This is a genomic window from Apilactobacillus kunkeei, from assembly GCF_001421115.1.
In the GTDB taxonomy this organism is placed as follows: Bacteria; Bacillota; Bacilli; order Lactobacillales; family Lactobacillaceae; genus Apilactobacillus; species Apilactobacillus kunkeei_F.
Map to the genome: position 1 here is coordinate 1 of NZ_JXCW01000002.1, position 24,345 is coordinate 24,345.

21 protein-coding genes, 1 tRNA gene and 1 rRNA gene are annotated in these 24,345 nt (G+C 37.0%); 20 read left to right on the forward strand and 3 right to left on the reverse strand.

Annotated features, from left to right (window positions below):
* The 4 genes from rrf to ppk1 form a co-directional block, all read left to right on the forward strand.
* A 5S ribosomal RNA gene (gene rrf, locus RZ55_RS01310) occupies nt 1-91 on the forward strand; the annotation flags it as partial.
* 46 nt (nt 92-137) lie between these two features.
* Nucleotides 138-210, forward strand: a tRNA-Thr gene (locus RZ55_RS01315).
* A gap of 228 nt (nt 211-438) precedes the next feature.
* Complete coding sequence (locus tag RZ55_RS01320) at nt 439-1,830, forward strand: DUF2252 domain-containing protein (protein WP_051961159.1); 1,392 nt, start codon at nt 439-441, stop codon at nt 1,828-1,830.
* Nucleotides 1,814-3,967: a polyphosphate kinase 1 gene (ppk1, locus tag RZ55_RS01325; RefSeq protein WP_057175578.1), complete on the forward strand. Its 2,154-nt coding sequence runs from the start codon at nt 1,814-1,816 to the stop codon at nt 3,965-3,967. Before RZ55_RS01320 ends, ppk1 begins: the two co-directional genes overlap by 17 nt.
* 76 nt (nt 3,968-4,043) lie before the next feature.
* Here ppk1 and helD read toward each other — a convergent pair whose 3' ends face one another.
* On the reverse strand, nt 4,044-6,350 hold the full coding sequence (gene helD / locus RZ55_RS01330) for an RNA polymerase recycling motor HelD (RefSeq protein WP_057175579.1): 2,307 nt from the start codon (nt 6,348-6,350) through the stop codon (nt 4,044-4,046).
* 330 nt (nt 6,351-6,680) lie between these two features.
* Here helD and trpS point away from each other — a divergent pair, with 330 nt between their 5' ends.
* From trpS to RZ55_RS01410, 16 genes are all read left to right on the forward strand, one after another.
* Nucleotides 6,681-7,700, forward strand: coding sequence for a tryptophan--tRNA ligase (trpS, locus tag RZ55_RS01335; protein ID WP_057175580.1), 1,020 nt, complete (start codon nt 6,681-6,683; stop codon nt 7,698-7,700).
* A gap of 31 nt (nt 7,701-7,731) precedes the next feature.
* Nucleotides 7,732-8,664, forward strand: a complete 933-nt coding sequence (locus tag RZ55_RS01340) for a Ppx/GppA family phosphatase (protein ID WP_034532451.1) — start codon at nt 7,732-7,734, stop codon at nt 8,662-8,664.
* Between the two features lie 109 nt (nt 8,665-8,773).
* Entirely contained in the window at nt 8,774-10,039 is a 1,266-nt protein-coding gene (locus RZ55_RS01345; RefSeq protein ID WP_057175581.1) for a hydroxymethylglutaryl-CoA reductase, degradative, read from the forward strand.
* Nucleotides 10,039-11,001, forward strand: coding sequence for a hypothetical protein (locus RZ55_RS01350; RefSeq protein WP_057175582.1), 963 nt, complete (start codon nt 10,039-10,041; stop codon nt 10,999-11,001). The genes RZ55_RS01345 and RZ55_RS01350 overlap by 1 nt, the downstream gene beginning before the upstream one ends.
* A 16-nt stretch (nt 11,002-11,017) precedes the next feature.
* Entirely contained in the window at nt 11,018-11,722 is a 705-nt protein-coding gene (locus RZ55_RS01355; protein ID WP_171819650.1) for an NAD-dependent protein deacylase, read from the forward strand.
* A gap of 19 nt (nt 11,723-11,741) precedes the next feature.
* Nucleotides 11,742-12,593 (forward strand): DUF72 domain-containing protein, encoded by an 852-nt coding sequence (locus RZ55_RS01360; RefSeq protein ID WP_057175583.1) that lies wholly within the window; start codon nt 11,742-11,744, stop codon nt 12,591-12,593.
* Nucleotides 12,594-12,667: 74 nt separating this feature from the next.
* A complete protein-coding gene (metG, locus tag RZ55_RS01365; protein WP_057175584.1) occupies nt 12,668-14,704 on the forward strand; it encodes a methionine--tRNA ligase in 2,037 nt (678 codons plus the stop codon).
* A gap of 77 nt (nt 14,705-14,781) precedes the next feature.
* A complete protein-coding gene (locus RZ55_RS01370; RefSeq protein ID WP_057175585.1) occupies nt 14,782-15,549 on the forward strand; it encodes a TatD family hydrolase in 768 nt (255 codons plus the stop codon).
* Nucleotides 15,549-16,100: a ribonuclease M5 gene (gene rnmV, locus RZ55_RS01375; protein WP_057175586.1), complete on the forward strand. Its 552-nt coding sequence runs from the start codon at nt 15,549-15,551 to the stop codon at nt 16,098-16,100. Before RZ55_RS01370 ends, rnmV begins: the two co-directional genes overlap by 1 nt.
* 3 nt (nt 16,101-16,103) lie before the next feature.
* The gene (rsmA, locus tag RZ55_RS01380; protein ID WP_034532462.1) at nt 16,104-16,991 is read left to right on the forward strand and encodes a 16S rRNA (adenine(1518)-N(6)/adenine(1519)-N(6))-dimethyltransferase RsmA; all 888 of its coding nucleotides are present in this window, start codon (nt 16,104-16,106) and stop codon (nt 16,989-16,991) included.
* 89 nt (nt 16,992-17,080) lie between these two features.
* Nucleotides 17,081-17,332, forward strand: coding sequence for a Veg family protein (locus RZ55_RS01385; RefSeq protein ID WP_034532463.1), 252 nt, complete (start codon nt 17,081-17,083; stop codon nt 17,330-17,332).
* 133 nt (nt 17,333-17,465) lie between these two features.
* Nucleotides 17,466-18,314: a 4-(cytidine 5'-diphospho)-2-C-methyl-D-erythritol kinase gene (gene ispE, locus RZ55_RS01390; RefSeq protein ID WP_034532464.1), complete on the forward strand. Its 849-nt coding sequence runs from the start codon at nt 17,466-17,468 to the stop codon at nt 18,312-18,314.
* 120 nt (nt 18,315-18,434) lie between these two features.
* Nucleotides 18,435-19,280: a pur operon repressor gene (gene purR / locus RZ55_RS01395; RefSeq protein WP_034532465.1), complete on the forward strand. Its 846-nt coding sequence runs from the start codon at nt 18,435-18,437 to the stop codon at nt 19,278-19,280.
* Nucleotides 19,280-20,653: a bifunctional UDP-N-acetylglucosamine diphosphorylase/glucosamine-1-phosphate N-acetyltransferase GlmU gene (gene glmU, locus RZ55_RS01400; RefSeq protein ID WP_034534398.1), complete on the forward strand. Its 1,374-nt coding sequence runs from the start codon at nt 19,280-19,282 to the stop codon at nt 20,651-20,653. The genes purR and glmU overlap by 1 nt, the downstream gene beginning before the upstream one ends.
* A gap of 133 nt (nt 20,654-20,786) precedes the next feature.
* Nucleotides 20,787-21,767 (forward strand): ribose-phosphate diphosphokinase, encoded by a 981-nt coding sequence (locus RZ55_RS01405; RefSeq protein ID WP_034532467.1) that lies wholly within the window; start codon nt 20,787-20,789, stop codon nt 21,765-21,767.
* A complete protein-coding gene (locus RZ55_RS01410; RefSeq protein ID WP_051961162.1) occupies nt 21,767-22,117 on the forward strand; it encodes a DUF3899 domain-containing protein in 351 nt (116 codons plus the stop codon). Before RZ55_RS01405 ends, RZ55_RS01410 begins: the two co-directional genes overlap by 1 nt.
* Before the next feature lie 47 nt (nt 22,118-22,164).
* Here RZ55_RS01410 and yidA read toward each other — a convergent pair whose 3' ends face one another.
* Together yidA and RZ55_RS01420 are read right to left on the reverse strand one after the other, a co-directional pair.
* Nucleotides 22,165-22,977 carry a sugar-phosphatase gene (gene yidA / locus RZ55_RS01415; protein WP_034532468.1) on the reverse strand — a complete coding sequence of 271 codons (813 nt, stop codon included), beginning with the start codon at nt 22,975-22,977 and terminating at the stop codon, nt 22,165-22,167.
* Between the two features lie 17 nt (nt 22,978-22,994).
* On the reverse strand, nt 22,995-24,341 hold the full coding sequence (locus tag RZ55_RS01420; protein WP_053792467.1) for an HD domain-containing protein: 1,347 nt from the start codon (nt 24,339-24,341) through the stop codon (nt 22,995-22,997).
* Nucleotides 24,342-24,345 lie beyond the last annotated feature (4 nt).

Consider the following 24,345-nt stretch of genomic DNA (forward strand, 5'->3'; position numbering starts at 1 on the left):
ACCTGTTCCCATGCCGAACACAGAAGTTAAGCTTCTAAACGCCGATAGTAGTTGAGGGATCGCCCTCTGCAAGGGTAGGAAGTCGCCGCGCGAATAAAAAAGTCTTCGATGTAAATCGAAGGCTTTTTGTTAATATTGCCGTTTTAGCTCAGGAGGTAGAGCGTTTCCATGGTAAGGAAGAGGTCCCGGGTTCAAATCCCGGAAACGGCTTAATTTTAAGAAAATATAATATTAGTTAATATATATATAATAGAGAGTTCATTATATTGAAAATTAACGACTATATTCAAGCAGCGAAAACAATTGTTATATCAATCATTTTCGCTGCTTTTTTTATTTTTTGCCGAAACGTAAAAATGAACTCTTAAGCCATTTTTTGAAAAATTGAACGTCATAATTTATTTTGATATAACATTCTTTGAAAAGGAGGGATAACATATGAATAACAAAAAATTACCCTATAATTTTGATTTCACAGATATTTCGATGAAGACACCAGCAGAATTAATTGTCGAAGGTAATCGATTAGCAATTGATACTAAATTTGATGACATTGCGAATTATAAAGTTAAGCAACGCGATGTTTTGAAAATAATGAAGCCGAAGAATGATTTGCTATATAAAGATTTACTTGAGACAAAAAGAAAGCGCATGTCTAAATCTCCATTTTCATTTTTTAGAGGTTCAGTAGATATTATGAATTATGATTTAAATCATTATAGTAATACAGGCATTAAGACTTTGATCGGTGGAGATGCTCATTTAGGTAATTTCGGTTACTACGGATCGTCAGAAGGACAGTTACTGTTCGACATGAACGATTTTGATGAATCACACATTGATTACTGGGAATATGATGTTAAACGTTTATTGGTTAGCGCATTGCTAGTAGCCAAACAACAGGACTTTAAATTAAAGAAAAAAGTAGAACCTTTCCTAGAAAAAACTGTTAAAACTTATCTTAAGACATTGAAGTATATGAGTAATTTAACAGCAATGGAAAGATTTATAACGCCAAACACATTAAAAAATATTTCGAGTAGTTTCTCTAAAATCCATGAATCCAAAAATACTTTTGATAAATCATTTAAAAAAATTGTCAGTAAAACTATCGATAAGGCTATTAATAGTAATTCTGATTATGCAGTTAAAAAATATACGACCACCGTAAAAGGACAAAAACAGTTTATTGAAAATGATCCTGTTACAGTGCATGTAGGAAATGATGATTATGAAAAATTAATAAAAGGTTACACTAAGTACCTTCATCATTCAAGCAGCGATATTAAGCAGTTCTTGCTACAATTTCATATCGTAGATATTGTACGACATACGGTTGGGGTCGGAAGTGTAGGTACACTTTGTTATCTAATTTTACTAGAGAATTCCTCCGGTGATAATTTAGTTTTACAAGTAAAACAAGGATTACCACTTTATCAAAATGATGGAATTTATATCGATGACAAGCATTCAACAGGTGAGGACATTATGAATTGTCAATTGATACTACAAAGTGCATCAGACCCATTCCTAGGTTACTTTAATATTGGCAATAATAGTTTTTATGTACGTCAATTTAAAGATATGAAAGGATCAGTAAAACTAAAAAAATTAGATTATCCAGCTTTTTGCGATTATGTGAATGTATGTATTAGTTTATTAGCAAGAGCACACAGTCAATCACCAACTTTTTACAAAATCATTGGTTATTTAGAAAGCAAAGATTGGATACCTGAAGCCTTAGTAAAGTACTCAACGCGATATGTTAAACAAGTAGAATTAGATTTTAAGTCCTTCACCGGAGGCGACAAGCATGGGAATAAAATCTAAATATAAAGGTGATCTATATAATAGAGATTTAAGTTGGCTACTTTTTAATCGCAGAGTAATTGAATTAGCAAACAACTATAATGTCCCATATTTAAATAAATTAAAATTTCTATCTATAGCTTCAAATAATTTAGATGAATTCTATAGTGTTAGAGTTCCAAGTATTAAGAGCCAAGAAGCTTTAACAAATGACGGACATGATCCAAAAACAATGTTAAAGTATTCAGAAATATTAAAAAGACTCCATGAAACAAATAATAATAACTTTAAAATACAATCTAACTATTTCAAATTGATAATTAAACAATTACCTGATTTTGGTATTGGTGAATTTGTTAAGTATGATGATTTATGCGATCGAATGAAGCAAAAAGCTAACCAAAAATTTGATGAAAAAATTTTACCTTTTCTAACAAGCACAACCTTTAATTCGGAATATAATTTAGATTTTATGAAAAATAAATGGATGGCAATTGCAACATTGGTCAAAATAAAAAATGATACTTCGATTCGTATTATGCCGATACCACCATATATCAGAAGAACAGTTAGTTTGAAGGTCGATGGGAAAAAACAATATTTGATGATGGAAGATCTCATCATTAATAATTTGGAAAATTTATATGACGATGGCGAAATCAAAGATGTAATCGTATTTAGATTAAGCAGAGATTTAGATGCATCAATTGATTTAGAAAAAAATAACGGTAGTAAGAAAACTATCCAAAATGTACGCCACTATCTAGCAAATCGGGAAAAGGGTAAAATTACAATGTTAGAAATACAAAATTTACCCAATACCAATGAAAAATTCATTAATACTTTTATAAAAAAATTTAAGATTGAACCAAATGATGTATTTAAAATCGATACACCATTAGATTTAACTTTCATGTTTCCTTTGATAAATTCGTGGACTAAGAAATATCCTGAACTATCATACGCAGATTTTTCAGGAACAAAGTGGAATTATAAAAAATCAATGCAGGAGTACCTAAATAAGCACAATTTACTTTTACAATATCCTTATGATTCATTTGATCAATTTATTCAGTTTTTAAAAGAAGCAGTTGATAATCCTCAAACGATAGCAATCAAACAAACAATCTATCGAGTCGCGGATAATTCTGAAGTAATAGAGCTTTTGAAAAGGGCTTCAAGAAAAGGGATTAAAGTGACAGTGGTAGTTGAACTGAGAGCTAGGTTTGACGAAACAAACAACCTAAAAGTGACTGATGAATTGGAAGATGCTGGATGTGAAATTATATTTGGAAAAAAATATATGAAAGTCCATAGCAAAGCATGTTTAGTCATAATGGATGATAAAAGTAGTGTTAAAGGTTATGTGCAAATTGGAACTGGAAATTATAACGAACAAACAGCGAAGGGATTTGTTGATTTAAGTTTATATTCTAGTTCAGATGTATACGTAAACTGCGTAAACTCCTTCTTTGATTATCTATCACACAATGGCGATTGTTCACGTTCACCAAAATATAATTCCATTGTATCGTCGCCAAATCGAATCGAAGACATGGTTATACAAAATATAAATAGAGTTAAAGAATATTATCAAAAATATGGTAAAGGAAAAGTTTTCCTTAAAGTAAATTCTTTAACAGATATTGATGTCATAGCAGCAATTTATGATGCTGCTAAGGTGGGGGTTCCATTTAGATTAGTTATAAGAGGATCATGTTGTTTGAAACTAGGCATTTGTGGTGAAAAAGAAAACATCGTTGTTTCTAGTATCGTCGGAGAGTTTCTCGAACACAGCAGAATATATGCTTTTTATACAGACAAGCCATCCTTTTGGATTTCCTCAGCCGATTTAATGACAAGAAACATGGTTAACCGTGTCGAATTAGCAGCTAAAATTATGGATAAATATAATATCAATAAGATTAAAAAAATTATTGATAGCTATTCCGAAGATGATGTTGATGGTTTCTTCTTGGACAAAGAAGGAAACTATTTCAAATATGAAAATTCTAAGAATCGCTCTGCTCAACAAACATTTATCGAGGAAAGCTTAAGATTATCCGAACAATCTTCAAAGCCAAATAATATTTATAAATGGATTATTGAAAAAATAAGCAAATTGAAGGATCTCCTAAGAAAAAGTAGAAATGATTAATATTGATTAGGTATGGTTCTTCAAAATTAATAATAAAATAAAAGACCAATCGTTACGGATTGGTCTTTTTCGTTGGTTATTGAATTTTTCTATTAATCTTAACTTCATTAATTGGTAGGTTGGCGTTTGCAATAATTGGTGAAACAGTACCATTACTAATTAATGTTAGGTGGTGCATTGCACGAGTGGCAATCGTGTAAAGTGTTCCGACATAATCAGCGTTTGGATAGTTGTCTTTCGAAACATTCCAAGCAATGACAGAATCAAATTCTAATCCCTTAGCTAGATAGATTGGCATGATTACAACGCCCTTTGGAAGTGATCTATCCGTATCAGCTAATAATGTTGGATTAAGTTGGTTATAGGTATGCTGATGAAGTTGTTTTGCTTCATTTAAGTTCTTGGTAACGATTGCTACGGTACCCTCATCTTTTAACTCTTGTTTGGCACATTCAATTAAAGCATCAATGCATTCTTGTTCGTTATGACGAATGAAAATTTCAGGTGATTTACCCGGACGGTTGAATGCTTCAATCTCATCACCATTTGGTAATAATGATTTAGCGAAGTTAGTGATTGGATAAGTTGAACGATATGATCGGTTTAAAGTAATCAATCTTGATTTCTTAGTAGCAAATGCTTCGTTTAACTTGTTTAGTAATTCTTGCGGAGCCTCAACCGCCTTGAACAATGCCTGTTCACTGTCACCAATTAAGTTAATTTTGGTTTGTGGGAAGGCGTGCTTGATATAAATCAATTGGGCAATTGAGTAGTCCTGCATTTCGTCGACGAATAGGTATTGCATTGTTTGGTTTTGACCGCCACCAATCATTAAATCACGCATGTATAAAAGTGGTGCAGCATCATCCAAACGAACTTGATGTAATTCGATTGAATCAGCAAATGAATCGACGTCATCGTTCCATGCATCAACATTAACATCCTTAGGTAGAACCACTTGTTGCATGAAGCGTTGATATTGAAGATATGGATCAAAGAATGAACCATTATACAAAGCATCGTATACTTTTCTGAAGTGTTCAGTCACAATTTGTTTAGCGATGAAGTATCTTTCGTCATCTTCATCCTGGAAACTACCTAGTTGGTGACCTTCCATTAAATCATGATATTGTTCAGAGTTAAGTTGGTCGATTGCATCATCAACCCATGGTTTATATACTTCGACTTCAATTCGTTTCTTCAAGATTTCAATCAATCGGTTCTTAGTCTTTAAGAACTTGTCAGCAGGTTTCATTTGTTTAGGTTGAGAAGCGTAAATGTCCTTGATCACATCGGCATCGAAGAAAACCTTGCCGTCGATTAAGATGCTTTGAAAGGCAATGTCATCGTTGAAAACGGTATTGATATAATTCTCAATTGAAGTCATGTATTGATGACTTCGTTTGAATGATTGAATTGCTTTTTCATCATCGGTGTATGCTTGTTCGGTTTCATATTGGTCGAATAAGCTTTGGACCTTCACACCTTCGAGTCGGTGATCGATAAATTCTTGCAAGGTAACCTGTCTCATATTGCGTTCACCTAAACTAGGTAAAACGTCAGAAATATAATGTGAGAACAAACGGTTAGGGGAGAACAAAATAATTTGATCAGCTTGAAGTGAACTTCTACTGTGGTACAACAAGAATGCGATTCGTTGAAGAATTGCAGAAGTCTTACCAGAACCGGCAACCCCTTGAACAACAAGTAGGTCGCTGTAGGTATCTCTGATGATATCGTTTTGTTCCTTTTGAATTGTCGAAACGATGTTTTGCATCACTTCATCATGTTGTTGTCCTAACACAGATTGAAGCATTTCATCACCCACAGTTTCGTTGGTATCAAACATGTTGTTGATTTCACCGTGACTAATTTGGAACTGACGTTTCTTTTCTAGGTCGGTGCTTTGTTTACCGGCTGGAGTTTGGTATGAAACTTTTCCTAACGTTCCGTTGTAATAGATGCTAGAGATTGGAGCACGCCAATCGTAGACTAAGAAGTTTTCATCATCGTCAACGAATGAAGCGGTACCGATGTATAAGCTTTCGGTATCATCGTCCCCATCATCTTTGATGTCAATGCGACCAAAGTATGGAGAATCAGCTAATTTTTTGTATGTTTCAAGTTGGTTTTTAATAATTGCTTCGCTTTGGACTACCTTATTAACTAGTCCTCTTTGTTGTTGGAGGTCAGCGGAAGTTTCAATTCTATCATCGACTTCGACGTAGTTAACAGAAGTATTATTACCGTAGTTTTGTTGAACACGTTTTGTTTCATTGTGTGCCTTTTGGTATTCGGCTTCTGTCTTGTCGATTCGTTTGTGTAATTTGGCGACAACTTTATCGACACGATTTTGTTCATTTGTAAGATCGTTATTAGCCATTTTTACCTCCTGATTTATTGTTAAATCCGTTCATTTATGCTCAATAATTCTAATTAGATTTGGCCGTCATGTCAATTAATATCCTTTTTGACATGTCAATTTAAATCCAGTAAAATATAGTTAATATTAAAGTAAGTAGCGATGTCATTTACAGAGAGATTATGTATTACTGAAAGTAATCACGACTAGCGAAATGGATGAATTTATGGGATTGCGCCCTTATCGCAGAGTGGCAAATGATAATACATTTGCAAGTTAGGTGGTACCGCGCTCAAGCGTCCTATTGTTTTTTTAACAATGGGGCGCTTTTTTTGGAAAGGAAGTAACAAAATGGCAGATAAAAAAGTAATTCTAACTGGTGATAGACCAACTGGTAAACTACATATCGGACACTACGTTGGATCATTAAAGAACAGAGTTGCACTACAAAACTCAGGTGACTACGACACCAATATCATGATTGCGGACATGCAAGCATTAACTGATAATGCGCGTGACCCAGAAAAAATCAGAAACTCACTATTACAAGTAGCTTTGGATTACTTAGCTGTCGGAATTGACCCAGAAAAATCAACAATCTTGGTTCAATCACAAATTCCCGCACTAAACGAATTAACAATGCACTACTTAAACTTAGTTTCAGTTAACCGTTTGAAGAGAAACCCAACTGTTAAGACTGAAATTCAACAAAAGAAGTTTGGTGAAAGTGTTCCTGCTGGATTCTTCATTTACCCAGTCAGTCAAGCTGCAGATATTACTGCATTTAAGGCCGACACTGTTCCAGTTGGTGAAGACCAAGAACCAATGCTAGAACAAACTAGAGAAATCGTTAGAAGCATTAACGGTATCTATGGTAAGGACGTATTAGTTGAACCAGAAGGCTACTTCCCACCAAAGGGAATGGGTAGAATTCCTGGTTTAGATGGAAACGCTAAGATGAGTAAATCCTTGAACAACGCCATCTACTTAGCAGACGATGCTGATACCATTCAAAAGAAAGTAATGTCAATGTACACTGACCCTAACCACATTCACGTGGAAGATCCTGGTCAAGTTGAAGGAAACACTGTATTTACTTACCTAGACATCTTTGCTGACGACAAGCAAAAGGTTGCCGAATTAAAGGAACAATACAGACACGGTGGTCTAGGTGATGTGAAAATCAAACGTTACTTAAACGAAGTATTACAAGCTGAATTGGCACCAATCAGAGAACGTCGTGAACAATTCGAAAAGGATCCACAAGATGTTTATGACATTCTAAAGGCTGGTAGTGATAAAGCGAATAAGGTAGCCAACCAAACCCTAGATGAAGTAAGGGATGCTATTGGTATTAATTACTTTAAATAAAAAACTATTTTAGGAGTTTAGGGTGAATCGGATGGAGAACTTAGTAATTGTTGACATCGGTTCGAATTCTGCTCGAATGTCCATCTATCGGATTGAAAATGACGGTTATTGCGTTGAGCTAAAACGTAGTAAGAGTGATAGTCGTCTATCCGAAGGGATGGGAAAAGAAAAGATTCTACAACCGGTTGCAATTAATCGGACAATTAATGCTTTAAAGTCTTTCAAAAGAATTTATAGCTCAATGAATAATGCCACTGTGATTACCATTGCAACTGCTGCGGTTCGACAAGCTGAAAACCAAAAAGCTTTTATTCGCAAGGTAAGAAAGAAAGTTGGCTTAGACGTTAGAGTACTATCAGGTCGTGAAGAAGCTTATTACGATTATTTAGGTGTCGTTAATAAGATTAAGATGAACGACTACATGGTGATGGATATTGGTGGTGCCAGTATCGAATTGGTCCGCGTTCAAGGTAAGAAACGTCGAGACTTAATTAGTTTACCAATTGGTGCCGTTAATATTTCAGAACGTTTTAAATTGAATAACTCAGTTCACGCAGCTGACTTATTCAACGCACAACGTTTCTTAAAGGAAAACATACATCGTGTTCCTTGGCTAAAAAAAGCTGATCACTATCAATTAGTTGTTTTGGGAGGAGCTGCCAGAAGTTTAGCGAGAATTAATCGCAGTCATCAACACTTCAAGAACTCTGATAACCTAAATGGCTATCACCTAAATCAACGCCAAGTGATGGGAACGTATGAATTACTTTTACGTAAGAACTTACACAATCGAAAAGAAATTCACGGATTAGAAAACGAGCGAGCTGATATTATACTAGGTGGTCTATTACCTCTTATTACAGTCATTGATGAAATTGATTCAAGAAGGATCGTGTTTTCAGAAGGTGGCGTAAGAGAAGGACTTATTGCTGAATATATAAAGAAGCACTATCGAAACTATTAAAGAGGTTTTTAATCCATTGACGGGTTAAAAACCTTTTTAAATGCTTGAAATTTAAATAATGTTATCATAAATATCAGATATAAATACCGCATCCGGGGGGGGACTAATAATGGGAACTTTCAAACATTTCTACCATCGTAATTATGATGATAGAATGAAACTAATCAGTGAATTTGCTGGATTAGACATGAATCAAAAACATGAAATAACTGGCGACTATCACCAATCAAGTGATAGTTTAGTTGAAAACTATGTAACTGATTACTCCATTCCAGAAGGAGTGGCCGTTAATTTTATGATTAATGGTACTGAAAAAATTGTTCCAATGGTAACAGAAGAACCATCCGTGATTGCGGCGGCTAGTAATGGTGCCCGCTTGTTTACAAAGGGAACAGGAATTACTGCCGAAGTATTGGGGCGTAATCTAATGGGCCAAATTGTTGTTAAAACACACGATATTAACCTATTGATTGGAATCGTCAATACTCATCAACAAGAAATTATTGATATCGCAAACCAATCACATCCATCAATTCTAGAATACGGTGGCGGTGCTAAGAAGGTGCGCGTTAGAAAACTAGATGATGACTATGCATCAGTTGACTTGTTTGTGAACGTTGGTGAAGCGATGGGCGCAAACATCATTAACTCAATGCTAGAATCTACTTCTGAGTTTATTGAAGAACGTGTTAGTGGGGATGTGTTGATGAGCATCCTATCTAACTACGGTGAAGATAACCTGGTTAAGGTATCCGGATCCATTCCAGTTAGCCAATTGGGAAACCCTGATACGAACGGTATGAATGTGGCAAATAGAATTGTTGAAGCATCACACATCGCTCAAATAGATCCATATCGTGCTGCTACCCATAACAAGGGCATCATGAATGGAATCGATGCTGTGGTAATGGCAATGGGTAACGATTGGCGTGCGGTTGAAGCTGGTGTTCATTCATACGCCAGCAAAGATGGCCAATACAAGGGATTATCCAACTGGTCAATTTATGGTGACAATTTAGTTGGTGAGATGACAATTCCGTTGTCATTAGGATTTATCGGTGGTGCCGTGAAGGTATTACCAAAGGTTAAAATCAACCAACAACTATCTCAAGTAACCTCAAAGGAAGAGTTAAGCCAAGTGGTTGCTTCAGTTGGGTTAGCCCAAAACCTAGCTGCTCTAAAGGCTTTAGTCACTGATGGAATTCAAAAGGGTCACATGAACCTTCAATTGAATTCATTAGTGATGAGTGCCGGAGCCAAGGGCGAAGAAGTAAAACAAGTGGTTTCAGAAATGAGAGCAAATCATTTAAATGACTTAAAGTCAGCACAAAAAATCTTAAACCAAATTAGAAATAACAATGAAGGTGAATTTTAATGGAAATCGAATTAAATCAAGACACACAAAGTTTAATTAACGTTGTAAACAAATTTTTCCCAGGTAAAATTGAAGTTCAATTTATCGGCCAACTTCAATCAGGATATGTTAGACATGATCAAGCACAAGTGGTGCAAGACGGTAAGAACTTATTCGTTCAAATCTCAGACATGTCAGCTCCTAACTACACTGCTTCACACGAACTAATTCACTTGTTGATGACACTTCGTGGTTTTCCACAAGTATTCTTCTCACTATCAACGGGTCAAGAAGAATTAGACGAACAACTAGAAGTAATTGGAACTGAACTATTTGATATCGTTGCTCACTTTGTGGTTGTTTCAGAACAAAGAAAACACGGTCTAATCAACGAAGACATCGAAAAGATGTACCTAAAGGGTATTCAAAACACAATTGAACCAGAACCAGAAGAATTAGATAACGCCATGGAATTACGTCTATTGACCCTAATCGACGCTCACGTATTCTACGGTGACAAGTTCGATTCATTTGCTCGTCCAACTCTGAAAAAAGATTACCCAGTTGCACTAAAGGCTGCTGATGAAATCTACAAGATTATCACTGAAAAACCAACTGATTCACCTTTTGGTTTTAGAAGAAACGTTGTTAAGTTATTCAAGGCCTTTGATGAACAACTAAAGAAGTGGGGACTACCTACATTGCATAACTCAGAATTTGCAACTATCTCCAGTGTTGTTTCAGAAAGACAACTAAACTTAAACGTAAAACAACAATTTGAAATCTTTCATTCAGAATTACATGATAAGGAAACTGGTCGTCGTGCATACGTTGGTTTCAACAAGTCAGATGATCAAAACTCATTCGTGATTCCTGCGCCAACCGGTATGGATGACAGTCCAGAATACTTCAAGAAGTTATACGCTATGACTGTTCAAGAATTATTTAAAGAACTAAAAATGCCATATATCATTAGAAAATAAGGCAGGAGGCAATCTGATGGATAAGGAAATTCAATCATTATTTGATAATGCAAAAAACATTGTATTTTTGACAGGAGCCGGGGTATCGACAGCTTCCAACATTCCAGACTATCGTTCTAAGAATGGACTATACGCAACTGATACAACTGGAAAACCAGCTGAATATTATTTAAGTCATGCATGTTTAGTTAATGAACCAGATGTGTTTTACACATTTGTGAAAGAAAATATGTACTATCCAGATGCCAAACCCAATGTAATTCACGAAAAGCAAGCTGAACTTACTAGGAAAGGTAGGGCCAGTGTAATCACTCAAAACGTTGATGGATTATACGGTGCTGCCGACACCAAGAATTTAATTGAATTTCACGGCAATCTATACGACGTATATTGCCAAAAGTGCCATCAACGAGTTGATTGGCACGAATATATGCAAAGCGACAAGCACGCTGATTGCGGTGGAACACTTCGTCCAGGAATCGTTTTATACGATGAAGGACTTAACCAAGCCAAGGTGGTTAACAGTGTTCAACTAATGGAAAAGGCGGACTTGGTAGTGATCGTTGGAACTTCCATGCGTGTCTACCCATTTGCCGGACTATTAGATTATAGAAATCCGGGTGCCAAAGTAATTGCGGTTAACCAGGAAAAGTTAAACTTAGGAATCGATTTTACAATGATTCAAGAGGATGCAACGAAATTCTTTAGTGAATTGAAATAAGAAGGAAGATGATGGTTTAATGATAACTTTAGGAGTAACAACTTGGAGCGAACATCCAGCATTGATTAATGGGGAAGAACGACCTGTTAAGTTAAACGAGTATGCTGCCTATTTTCCAGTCGTGGAAGTTGATAATCCGTTTTACGGCATTCCACAGGAAAAAACAGTGCGTCAATGGATGCGCCAGGTGCCAGAATCATTCCAATTTATCTTAAAAGCCAACCAATTAATGACCAAGCATGACATGCGTTCTCAAATGGCTGCCGATGATGATCAGAGAAGACAGGCGTTTAGTGATTACGTCAAAATGCTTCAACCTTTAATGGAAACCAATCAATTAAAGACGGTCTTATTTCAATTTCCACCATATTTCCAACGCAATAACGACAACATTCGCTATCTAATGACCATCCGTGAATTAATGGGCAGAAAGGTGCCAATTGCGGTCGAGTTTAGAAATCCGACATGGACGGAAAAGTCGATGCAAAACTCAATTAAGAATTATTTGAAACGTTTAGGGATGACCTTTGTGATTGCAGATGAACCACATAACCTAAACGACGGGATTGAGTTATTACCAATGGTGACTACTTCTAAGATGGCGATGTTAAGACTGCACGGTCGAAACGCCCAGGGATGGTTTAACCAAGACAAGAACTGGCGTAGTCAAAGAACATTGTACAAATACAGTGAAGAAGAACTAAAGCAATTCGCCGACATTGTCACTAAGTTAAACAAAGAAGTCGATGAGGTGTGTGTCATCTTTAACAACAACTCAGGTAGGGATGCCGCACCGAACGCATTACAATTAAAAGAGATGTTGCACGTGTCATTTAACGATTTGGCACCGATGCAATTAGATTTGTTCTAAGAGCAATATTATTGACAATTCAAGTATGATATACTAATAGTTAATATTAATTACTGGTTGAAAGGATGATTTACATGGCTGATAACAATACTTTTTATGTTACAACGCCTATCTACTACCCATCAGGACGTTTACATATCGGGAACTCATACACAACTATTGCTTGTGATGCGTTAGCTCGTTACAAACGTGCTGAAGGTTTTGACGTGTTCTTCCTAACAGGAACAGATGAACACGGACTAAAAATCGAAGAAAAGGCAGAATCATTGAACACAACTCCACAAGCTTACGTGGACAAAATGGCTGCTCAAATTAAAGACTTATGGAAGAAATTGGACATCTCAAACGACAAGTTCATCAGAACCACTGATGCACAACACAGAGAAGTTGTTCAAAAGATTTTCCAACAATTATTAGATCAAGGTGACATTTACCTAGGTGAATACTCTGGTTGGTACTCAGTATCCGACGAAGAATACTTCACCGAATCACAATTAGCAGAAGTATACAAAGACGATAACGGTAACGTTATTGGTGGAAAGGCTCCATCAGGACACGAAGTTGAACTAGTGAACGAAAAGTCATACTTCTTCAAGATGAGCAAGTACGCTGATTGGTTATTACAATACTACAAAGATCATCCTGATTTTATTCAACCAGAATCAAGAATGAACGAAATGATTAATAACTTCATCAAACCAGGTCTAGAAGACTTAGCTGTTTCTAGAACATCATTTAGTTGGGGAATTCCTGTTAAATCAAATCCAGAACACGTAGTTTACGTATGGATTGATGCGCTATCAAACTATATTAGTGCATTAGGATACGATACTGATGATGATTCACTATTCCAAAAATTCTGGCCGGCTGATGTTCACATGGTTGGTAAGGAAATCGTTAGATTCCATACTATCTACTGGCCAATTATCCTACATGCTTTAGGTTTACCATTACCAAAACATGTTATCGGTCACGGTTGGTTAACCATGAAAGACGGAAAGATGTCTAAATCAAAGGGTAACGTTATTTACCCAGAAGTCTTAGCCGAAAGATACGGTTTGGATGCAGTAAGATACTACTTACTAAAGGCCGTTCCATTTGGTAACGATGGCGTGTTCACACCAGAAGACTTCGTTGATCGTATCAACTACGACCTAGCAAACGACTTAGGTAACTTATTAAACCGTACTGTTTCAATGATTAACAAGTACGAAGACGGTGTGATTCCAGAATTCAAGTCAAACTTCTTAGAACCTGATAAGGAACTAGAGGCACTAAGCAAGGACGTTATTACTGAATACAAGACTAAGATGGATGAATCACGCTTCTCAGATGCTTTAGCTGCTGTTTGGCAATTAGTTTCTCAAACTAACAAGTACATTGACCAAACTACACCATGGATTTTAGCTAAGAATGAAAACGATGGTGACGCTGAAAAGCTTGCTGATGTAATGGCTCATTTAGCTGCCAGTTTACGAGTAATCGGTCTATTAATTAGCCCAATTATGACCCATGCACCAAAGGAAATCTTCACTCAATTAGGTTTAAGCGATCAAGCAATTGATTTAACTAACATTGCAATTGAAGACTTACCAACAGGTGGCAAAGTGGTTGCTAAGGGAACTCCAATCTTCCCACGTCTAGACAAGGAAGAAGAAGTTGACTTTATCAAGAACCAAATGACTAAGTCAGACAAGAAAAAGGGTCGTGCAGCCAAAGAAGAAGCTAAGAAACAAGCTCAAGTTGCCCAAGAGGGTGCTGAAAGTGCTGCTGATAAGAAAGAAATCAAGTTCGATACCTTTGAAAAAGTAGAACTAAAAGTTGCCGAAGTTAAGAACGTTGAACGTGTTGAAGGGGCAGACAAGTTATTGAAGTTTACCTTAGATGCAGGTAAGGAAGAAACTACTCAAATCCTTTCAGGAATTGCTAAGTGGTATCCTGACTTCGAAAAACTAATTGGTAAGAAAGTAATCATAGTTTCCAATTTGAAACCTAGAAAGATGCGTGGCCAATTGAGCCAAGGAATGTTACTATCTGTTGAACATGACGATGGCAACATTGAATTAGTTACAATTGGTAGCCAATTTGAAAATGGTGCCACTTTGGAATAATGGTGAGATAACAAACTAAAAAATAGCCATTAATTCAAAATGAATTGATGGCTATTTTTACGATAGGAGCAAATATAATGCAAATTTTCGATTCACATACGCATTTAAACGATGATGCTTTTAGAGGACAAGTACCAGAATACATTGAACACGCCAAAAAGCTGGGTGTTACCAAGATGGCAATTGTTGGATCAAACCGTCAAATGAACGAAGAGGCGATTGAATTAGCGCATCAATACGATAACCTATACGCAATCGTTGGTTTTCATCCAGAAGACGCGTTGAACTATAACGATGAAGAAGAAGCCATTCTATACAAGCAACTACAGGATGAAAAGGTGGCTGCATTAGGTGAAATTGGTCTTGATTACAATCAGAGTACCGCACCTAAGAAGGCCCAATTCAACGTGTTCAAACGCCAAATCGATATTGCTCAAGAACTAGGAATGCCAATTTCTGTGCATAACCGTGATGCCTTTGAAGACACATACGCCATCTTAAAGGAAAAAGGTGTTAACAACGGTATCATTCATAGTTTCAATGGAGACGCTGAATGGTTAAACAAGATTATGGACTTAGGGATGTACGTCTCATACTCTGGTGTTGCCAGTTTCAAAAAGACCAAGGAAATCCATGATTCCGTTTCAAAGACACCAATCGATCGAATGCTAGTGGAAACAGATGCGCCTTATTTAGCACCTGAACCATTACGTGGTCACCAAAATGAACCAGGTTATACTCTATACACCGTCGAAGCGGTTGCTCGTTTTAGAGATACAACCCCAGATAAGATTGCCGATGCAACTTATCAAAACGCACTACGAATTTTCGGATTGGATGAATAATGGAAAAAATCAAAGAAGTAATCGTGGTAGAAGGCCGCGACGATACCAAGAGAATTAAAATGGCGATCGACTGTGACACCATTGAAACCAGGGGATCAGCAATTGATGACAAGACACTTGCGTTGATTAAGAAACTAGACAAGCAACGTGGGGTAATCGTCTTCACTGACCCAGACTTTTCTGGTGAACGCATCAGAAAGATTATTACTCAAGAGGTACCCAACGCTAAACATGCGTTTGTCGACCGTAAGAAGTCGGTACCAACAAAGAGTGATGGTTCACTGGGTGTTGAACACGCCAGCGTCGAAACCATCAGAGAGGCGTTAAAAAACGTCTATACTGCAGATACTAATCACGAGAGTGAAATATCAGTTGCTGATTTAAATGCTGCAAGAGTCATTAATGATTCTGAGGCCAAGATCAGACGAACTCAACTATGCAATGAACTAAAGATTGGATACGTTAATGGGAAACAACTATTGAAACGACTATCTATGTTTGGAATTACTAAAGAACAATTTAACGAAGCACTAAGTCATATTAAGGAGTAAACAATGCCAAATAATCCAGAAATCGCTAGCCCAGCTAGAACACAAGCAATCTTAAATCGTTTCCACTTATCAGCTAAGAAGAGTTTAGGTCAAAACTTCCTAACTGATTTAAACGTTTTAACTAAGATTGTTGATGCTGCGCATTTAACAGATACAGATAATGTCATCGAAATTGGACCAGGTATCGGTGGTTTAACCGAATTCCTAGCTCGCAGTTCAAAACGTGTTTTAGCGTTTGAAATTGACCAAAATTTATTGCCTGTATTGGATGAAACACTTAGTCCTTATGATAATGTCGAAGTGATTAACCAAGACATTCTACAAGCTAATTTACCCGCTATTATCGAAGAAAAGTTCAACAACGAACGTCCAATTAAGGTTGTTGCTAACTTACCTTACTACATCACAACTCCAATCATTTTGGATCTATTGAAGGGAAATGCTGAATTCGACAACATTACCGTTATGATGCAAAAAGAAGTTGCTCAACGCCTAGAAGCTAAACCAGGTAGCAAGGATTACGGTTCACTATCAGTGATTATCCAATACCTAAATGATGTGAAACTAGCGTTTGAGGTATCAAGAAAATCATTTATCCCGGCACCAAATGTTGATTCAGCAATCGTAACTTTGGAAAGAAAAGAAACCATTGAAAACGAAGTCTTCGATGAAAAGACATTTGCTAGTTTTGTAAGGGGATGCTTTGCCCACCGTCGAAAGACTCTATGGAATAACCTCCAAGGATTGTTCGGTAAGGACGCCGAAACCAAGGAAAAGGTCCAAGGTGTCTTAGATGAATTCGACATTCAACCAAGCATTCGTCCTGAAAAACTAACCGTTGATCAATACGTCGATTTAACGAATAAATTCCATTCAATAAAATTGGTATAATATTATTTGATTATTAAAAAACACTGTGATATAATTTTGATTTTTAATATTTTCCGTGGTATAATGAACCTACTAGAGAGGTGAATATTATGCCAACCAGTTTGACTGACATTAAGAGCCACTTGGACACTCGCCTAGGCGAAAAAGTTGTTGTAACTGTTCAAGTAGGAAGAAACAAAACATTAGAACGACATGGGATGCTAGCCGAAACATTCCCTGCAGTGTTTGTTGTTGAGTTAGAGGAAGATGAAAATCTTAAGAGAGTATCTTACAGTTACACTGATATTCTAACCAAGAACATCGAAATGGATTTTACCGACGAAGTAAGTGAAGAAGCTTAAAACTAAGAGCTAATAATGTTTATTAGCTCTTTTTATTTTGCAGTTTTGACAAAATCCGAAAGTTTCACTGACTTTTCATTTTAACTTTAGTATAATGTTATTAAATAATTTAGTTAAATTGGGGGTGTGATACTTGAGAACCGTAGAGAAAGCATGCGCCAAACTTAACCTAGGCTTGGATACGCCGTATCGTCACAAAGACGGCAAAATTGAGTGGAATATGATAATGACCTCGATTGAATTATCTGATTACGTCGAGATTGTTACCGAAAAGGGAAACGGGATTTCCGTTCACTGTAATCGTGTGTTTTTACCGCAAGATCATCGCAACTTAGCATATCAAGCAGCATTTCTACTTAAAAAGAAATTTGGAATCCAACAAAAAGTGGATATCCATATCAGAAAGAATATTCCTGTTGCTGCCGGAATGGGTGGAGGATCATCTGATGCTGCGGCTGTTATTCGAGGCCTGAATCGTCTCTGGGACCTACATATGACCGATCAAGAAATGGCAACATTCGGATTGCAACTTGATTCAGACGTTCCTTATTGTGTATACAGTCAGACTGCGATGGTAACCGGTAAGGGTGATAACATTGAGTTAATGCCAAAACTGCCAAAGATGTATTTCGTAATTGTGAAACCAAAAGTTAGTGTTTCGACACCGGAAATCTTAAACAAGATTGATTATGATAAACTAGAACATGTCAATGTTAATGAATTGGCAGCAGCGGTTGAGACACAAGACTATGATCAAATCGTTTCTCACATGGGAAATGTCTTGGAGCCATTGTCTTCAAAGCATCACAGTGAGATTAAAAAGATTAAAGAGAAGTTCGAGAAATACGGTGCTGACAGTGCCCAAATGAGTGGAACTGGACCGACTGTCTTTGGAATTTGTAGGACAGAAAGCCAAGCAAAACACATTTTTAACAGCATTCGTGGTTTCTGTTCTGAGGTCTATATTGTAAGACCTGTCTAAAAATATCCGTTTAGGTGAAAACTTAAACGGATATTTTTTGATTATTTAGATTAAAAAGTATCTTAAACCCGAACATTATGATAAAATTTAGATGTAGTTTTTACTTAATGAGGTGAAAGAATGAAAGCAAAGCGTAGTGCGCGTCTAGTAGATATGACTCGCTACTTAATGGAGAATCCTAATACGGTAGTACCATTGACTTTTTTTGCAAATCGTTATGATTCTGCTAAGTCATCTATTAGTGAAGACCTAACCATTTTACGAAAAACATTTATGGAAACAGGAACTGGTGTATTGGAAACCATTCCCGGTGCCGCTGGTGGAAGTATGTTCATGCCCGGCATTCAAAAACAAGAAGCTAGTCAATTTATTGACGAAGTTCAATCAGCATTAGCTGACAATTCAAGAGTTTTACCTGGTGGATACGTATATATGAACGACCTACTTAACCGTCCATCAATTTTGAGACAAATTGGTCGAATTATTGCGACATTATACAGTGACAAGAAGATTGATGCTGTCCTAACTGTTGCCACTAAGGGAATTCCGGTTGCACAAAGTGTTGCAACCTTATTAAACGTTCCATTCGTTATTGCTAGACATGATTCTAGAATTACCGATGGTTCAACTATTAGTGTGAACTATATTTCTGGTTCCCAAAAGAGAATCGAAAAGATGGTTCTATCAAAACGTAGTTTACCAGCTAATTCCAACGTCTTAATCGTAGATGATTTTCTACGTGGTGGGGGATCAGCCGATGGACTATGTAGTTTAATCAAAGAATTCGATAGTGAAGTTGCCGGAATTGCATTCGTTGCTGAACGTGACTACGAAGGTCAACGTAAGATTAGCGAAGACGATTACACTTCATTATTCAAGATTGATACTAATAACGGTGATATTAAAGTTGACCTGGGTAACTTTACCTACGATAACTTCAGTGACATCACCAAGGAGGAAGAATAATGACGACTAGAAATACAATTATTTTAGCTGCCGGTAAAGGTACGCGAATGAAGTCAAAACTATACAAAGTTTTGCATCAAGTTTGTGGTCGTACAATGGTTGATTGTGTATTAACACAAGTTGAAAAAATTCATATGGATAACATTGTTACTGTTGTTGGTTTTGGTGCGGAAGACGTTAAAACTCAACTAGGTGACAGAAGCCAATATGCATTACAAGAAAAACAACTAGGAACTGGGGATGCAGTTAAAAAGACCGCTGACATTCTAGAAGACGTTGATGGATCAACAATGGTTGTTAGTGGAGACACTCCATTATTTACCGCTGAAACTTTTGATCACTTGTTTACTCAACACGAAGAAAGTGGTGCAGTTGCAACAGTACTAACTTCAAAAGCACCTAACCCATTTGGTTATGGTCGTGTTGTTAGAGATGACAAGGGTAACGTTAACAAGATTGTTGAACAAAAAGATGCCTCAGTTGCCGAACAAAACATCGATGAAATTAATACCGGTGTTTACGTTTTCGACAACCATGAATTATTCGAAGCTCTAAAGAAGGTTAAAAACGATAACGCGCAAGGCGAATACTACCTACCAGACGTTATTGGTATCTTCAAAGAAGAAGGTAAGAACGTTGGTGCTTACCAAATGAAAGACTTTGATGAATCAATGGGTGTAAACGATCGGATTGCACTTTCAAAGGCTAATCAAGTGATGCAACAACGCATTAATGAATACCACATGTCAAACGGTGTTACTATGCCAAATCCAAATGACACATACATCGACTTTGGCGTTGAAATTGGTCAAGACACAATCGTCGAACCTGGTGTTCACATCAGTGGTCATACTAAGATTGGTAGTGACTGTAAGATTGGTGCTAACTCAGAAATCAGAGACTGTATCATTCACGACAACGTGACTGTGACATCATCATTACTTGAAGAATCAGAAATGATGGAAGGATCAAACATTGGACCATACTCACATCTTCGTCCAGAAGCTAAGATTGGTGAAAACGTTCATCTTGGAAACTTCGTCGAAGTGAAGAAGGCCCAAATTGATGAAGGTACTAAGGTAGGTCACTTAACTTACGTTGGTAACGCTCATCTAGGCAAGAACATCAACGTTGGTTGTGGTGTTATCTTTGCTAACTACGATGGTAAGAACAAGCACAATACCGAAGTGGGTGACAACTCATTTATCGGAAGCAATGCTAACTTGATTGCGCCATTACACATTGATGACCACACATTTATTGCTGCTGGTTCAACTATTACAGACGATGTAAAACAATACGATATGGCGATTGCTAGACAACGTCAAACCAACAAACCAGGATATTTCAAAAAGCTTCCATATGCTGATTAAGAGATAATCCAATGATATTTTATTTATTATTTGTATAATTTTTGAATGAAAAATTATCAATTATAGTGTAAAATTAACTGTGAATTAAGAATATAGTTACGAATTATAGAATTTATTGTTAGGTGGAGGACTTATGGCTGAAAGATATTCTGATCCTAAATTGAAGATTTTCGCTTTAAACTCTAACATTCCTTTGGCAGAAAAAATTGCTGATCGTGTTGGTGTTGATTTAGGTGAAACATCCGTTGACAGATTTAGCGATGGCGAAATTAGAATTAACATTGAAGAAAGTATCCGTGGGGATAACTGTTATATCATTCAATCTACATCAGCTCCCGTTAATGATAATTTAATGGAATTAATGATTATGATTGATGCTCTTAGACGTGCAAGTGCTAAGACAATTAATGTGGTAATCCCATATTATGGTTACGCTAGACAAGACCGTAAGGCTCGTTCTAGAGAACCAATTACAGCAAAGCTAGTTGCTAACATGCTAGAAACTGCTGGAATTGACCGTGTAGTTGCATTGGACTTACATGCTGCTCAAATCCAAGGTTTCTTCGATGTTCCAGTTGATCACATGATGGGTGCACCATTATTAGCTGATCACTTTATTAACCACGGCTGGGACTCAAACGCAGTCGTAGTTTCACCTGACCATGGTGGTGTAGTTCGTGCCCGTGCATTGGCCGAATTCCTAAAGGCACCAATTGCCATTATCGACAAGCGTCGTCCTAAGGCAAACGTTGCTGAAATCATGAACATCATTGGTGATGTTAAAGGTAAGTCATGTTTGATGGTTGATGACATGATTGATACTGCTGGTACTATCACTTTAGGTGCTCAAGCATTGATGGATGCTGGAGCTAAAGAAGTATACGCATGTTGTACACACCCTGTATTATCAGGTCCTGCAATTGATCGTATCCAACAATCACCAATTAAGAAGCTAGTTGTTACTGATACAATTCGCTTACCAAAAGAAAAGCAAATTGATAAGATTGAACAAATCTCAGTTGCTCCATTAATCGGTGACGCAATTAAGCGTATTAACGAAGATCGTGCCGTTAGTCCATTATTCAGCAACCGTTTCAGAAGTAATGCAGAATAATGAATAAACCAAAAAGATTAGGACTGCTAATAGCGTTAGCTGGAATCGTCGTTGCTTTAATAGCAATGGTGCTTAAAGTTAGTGCTATTACGATTAGTAACTACCTATTCTTGATAGGGTTACTATTCACAGTCATTGGCTTGATTGGAGTATTATCCAAGGGACATCTTTTCACTGGATGGCGCATTTTTCACCGCAAGGGAGACGATGAACGTTTTGAAAACGAAAAGATTCCGGCCGATAAAATTGGTGGCATTAAGAATGCCAAAATTGTGGTACGTCCATTTGCACAGTTAACGTTGATAATTGGAATTATCTGGATTGCTTTTGCAATCATTATCACACTATAAAAAAAGAACTCACTTCATTGAAGTGAGTTCTTTTTGTTTATGATTAATTATTTTAAAGCAAAGTTTCGAATGGCGTATGCAACACCGTTTTCTTTGTTTGTCTTAGTAACCTTGTTGGCAACTTTCTTCAAGTCGTCAGCAGCATTACCCATAGCAACACCAGTACCGGCGTAGGTAACCATGCTAATGTCGTTACCTTGATCACCGATAGCCATTACGTTTTCAGCGTTGAAACCTAAACGAGTAGCAAGTTTGCTTAGAGCAGCACCTTTTGAAGCCTTTTGGTTAACGAATTCTAGGAATACTGGTTCACTTCTAACCATTGTTAGGTGGTCTAAGAAGTTTTCTGGAATGTTTGGAATAGCCTTATCAATGATATCTGGATCAGCGATTAGCATTGCCTTAACGATTTCAGTTTCATCAGTGATTTCTTGTGGTTCGCGCACACGAATTGGCATTCTTACAAGGTAACTTTCAGCCACACTGTAAGGGCTTAGGTCACGGTTAGTGGTGTAGATGTAGTCGGTAGTTTCGATTTGGAAGTTAGTGTTTAGCTTGTGACTTAGTTTTTCTAGTCCAACGAAGTCGTTGTAATCTAAATCGAATTTTTCGATGATGTTAGCGTCTGCATCTTGCACTTGCGCACCGTTGAAAGTAATGGCATATTCGTCGTTACCAGAAATGTTTAGTTTCTTTAGGTATGGTTTAACACCAGTTAAAGGACGACCAGTACATAGAACTACTTTGATGCCATTGTTTCTTGCTTCAGTAACAGCATCGATTGTTTCTTGAGCTAAAATGTTTTCTTCGTTTAAAAGGGTACCATCGATATCAATGGCAATTAATTTGATTTCACTCATGGAGAAATCCTCCTTACTTACTTAATTAATTCATCGTTTTTAATGTGTTTTTGAAACTCTTGATAAACTGGTTCGAATAAATCGATATCACTATCCTTGGATAACATTTCCTTAGGGAAGAAGAATCGTTCATCCCCCAAGTGCTTACCGGTAACGGCGCTAACTAGTTGGGAAATCTTGGATAGTTCAATCATTGTACCATCGTTTCTTCTAAGTTCAATTTGTGTAGCATGATGCTTTTTATTTGGATCGTAAGCATCATATGGCAAATCAAAACTGTTGTTAACGGCGGTGTAGTAGGTGGTTTCGAAACCAGCTTCTTGAATCCATTTTTGCATGGTTGGAATTAATGATTCAGTTTCATTATTGTATTCTACAGATTTAAGTGGCTTTCTGTTAATAAAACGATCAGCTAAATCAGATAGAATCTTGTCATCTGAATCAATCCAGTTAATGAAGTAGGTGTTTAGAACACCATCATCTAGTTTCAAATAGTCATCGATAGTAAAGTCATTCTTGAAGAAGGGCATTAATAGATGTGGAGTTAGTCGGTCGTTTTTATCCAATTGACTGGCTAGTTCCTTGGCTCTTTGAAGTAGGTGACTTAGGATAACTTCCATTGAACGTGATACTGGGTGGAAGTACACTTGCATGTACATTTGCAAACGGGAGATGATGTAGTCTTCGACGGCATGCATCCCGTTGATTTCAAAACAGATACCACCTTCGTAAGGTCTCATCACACGTAAGATTCTGGTTAAGTCAAAGTTACCGTAGTTGGCACCGGTGTTGTAGGCATCCCTTAGTAGGTAATCCATTCTATCGGCGTCGCATTGACTAGAAATCATTTGGACCACTTGTTGGTTTGGATAAGTGTGGTCGATTACACTAGCGACTTCTTTTGGAAAACTAGGACTAATCTTACTCAACACTTGGTTAACCTCTGTCTTTTCAGAAGTGATGATTTCTTGGGTGATTGCTTCGTGGTTGGTACCAAAGATGTGTTCAAAGGTATGTGAGTAGGCACCGTGTCCGATGTCATGAAGCAATGCCGCACATAGTGCAACTAATCTTTGAGAATCATCCCAAAGGCCATCGCCGGCAACTTTACTAGGATAGTTTCTAAGGAAACCATCACAGATGCGGCGGGTAATTTCGTACACTCCTAAACTGTGGGTAAATCTTGAATGTTCTGCGCCATGGAATGTGTATGAAGCAGGACCTAATTGTTTAATTCGTCTTAATCGTTGGAATTCTTTAGTATTAATCAAGTCCAAAATGACTTGGTGTTGTACGTAAATGTAGTTAAGAACCGGATCTCGAAAAACCTTTTCTCGAGGTAGTAGTTTTTCTTGGTATTCCAAATTC

Coding starts and splice junctions, on each gene's coding strand:
- purR (WP_034532465.1), top strand. CDS start 18,435: ATGAAAGCAAAGCGTAGTGCGCGTCTAGTAGATATGACTCGCTACTTA.
- RZ55_RS01320 (WP_051961159.1), top strand. CDS start 439: ATGAATAACAAAAAATTACCCTATAATTTTGATTTCACAGATATTTCG.
- RZ55_RS01350 (WP_057175582.1), top strand. CDS start 10,039: ATGGAAATCGAATTAAATCAAGACACACAAAGTTTAATTAACGTTGTA.
- RZ55_RS01345 (WP_057175581.1), top strand. CDS start 8,774: ATGGGAACTTTCAAACATTTCTACCATCGTAATTATGATGATAGAATG.
- RZ55_RS01340 (WP_034532451.1), top strand. CDS start 7,732: ATGGAGAACTTAGTAATTGTTGACATCGGTTCGAATTCTGCTCGAATG.
- RZ55_RS01385 (WP_034532463.1), top strand. CDS start 17,081: ATGCCAACCAGTTTGACTGACATTAAGAGCCACTTGGACACTCGCCTA.
- yidA (WP_034532468.1), bottom strand. CDS start 22,977: ATGAGTGAAATCAAATTAATTGCCATTGATATCGATGGTACCCTTTTA.
- metG (WP_057175584.1), top strand. CDS start 12,668: ATGGCTGATAACAATACTTTTTATGTTACAACGCCTATCTACTACCCA.
- ppk1 (WP_057175578.1), top strand. CDS start 1,814: ATGGGAATAAAATCTAAATATAAAGGTGATCTATATAATAGAGATTTA.
- RZ55_RS01370 (WP_057175585.1), top strand. CDS start 14,782: ATGCAAATTTTCGATTCACATACGCATTTAAACGATGATGCTTTTAGA.
- helD (WP_057175579.1), bottom strand. CDS start 6,350: ATGGCTAATAACGATCTTACAAATGAACAAAATCGTGTCGATAAAGTT.
- RZ55_RS01405 (WP_034532467.1), top strand. CDS start 20,787: ATGGCTGAAAGATATTCTGATCCTAAATTGAAGATTTTCGCTTTAAAC.
- rsmA (WP_034532462.1), top strand. CDS start 16,104: ATGCCAAATAATCCAGAAATCGCTAGCCCAGCTAGAACACAAGCAATC.
- glmU (WP_034534398.1), top strand. CDS start 19,280: ATGACGACTAGAAATACAATTATTTTAGCTGCCGGTAAAGGTACGCGA.
- trpS (WP_057175580.1), top strand. CDS start 6,681: ATGGCAGATAAAAAAGTAATTCTAACTGGTGATAGACCAACTGGTAAA.
- rnmV (WP_057175586.1), top strand. CDS start 15,549: ATGGAAAAAATCAAAGAAGTAATCGTGGTAGAAGGCCGCGACGATACC.
- RZ55_RS01355 (WP_171819650.1), top strand. CDS start 11,018: ATGGATAAGGAAATTCAATCATTATTTGATAATGCAAAAAACATTGTA.
- RZ55_RS01360 (WP_057175583.1), top strand. CDS start 11,742: ATGATAACTTTAGGAGTAACAACTTGGAGCGAACATCCAGCATTGATT.
- RZ55_RS01410 (WP_051961162.1), top strand. CDS start 21,767: ATGAATAAACCAAAAAGATTAGGACTGCTAATAGCGTTAGCTGGAATC.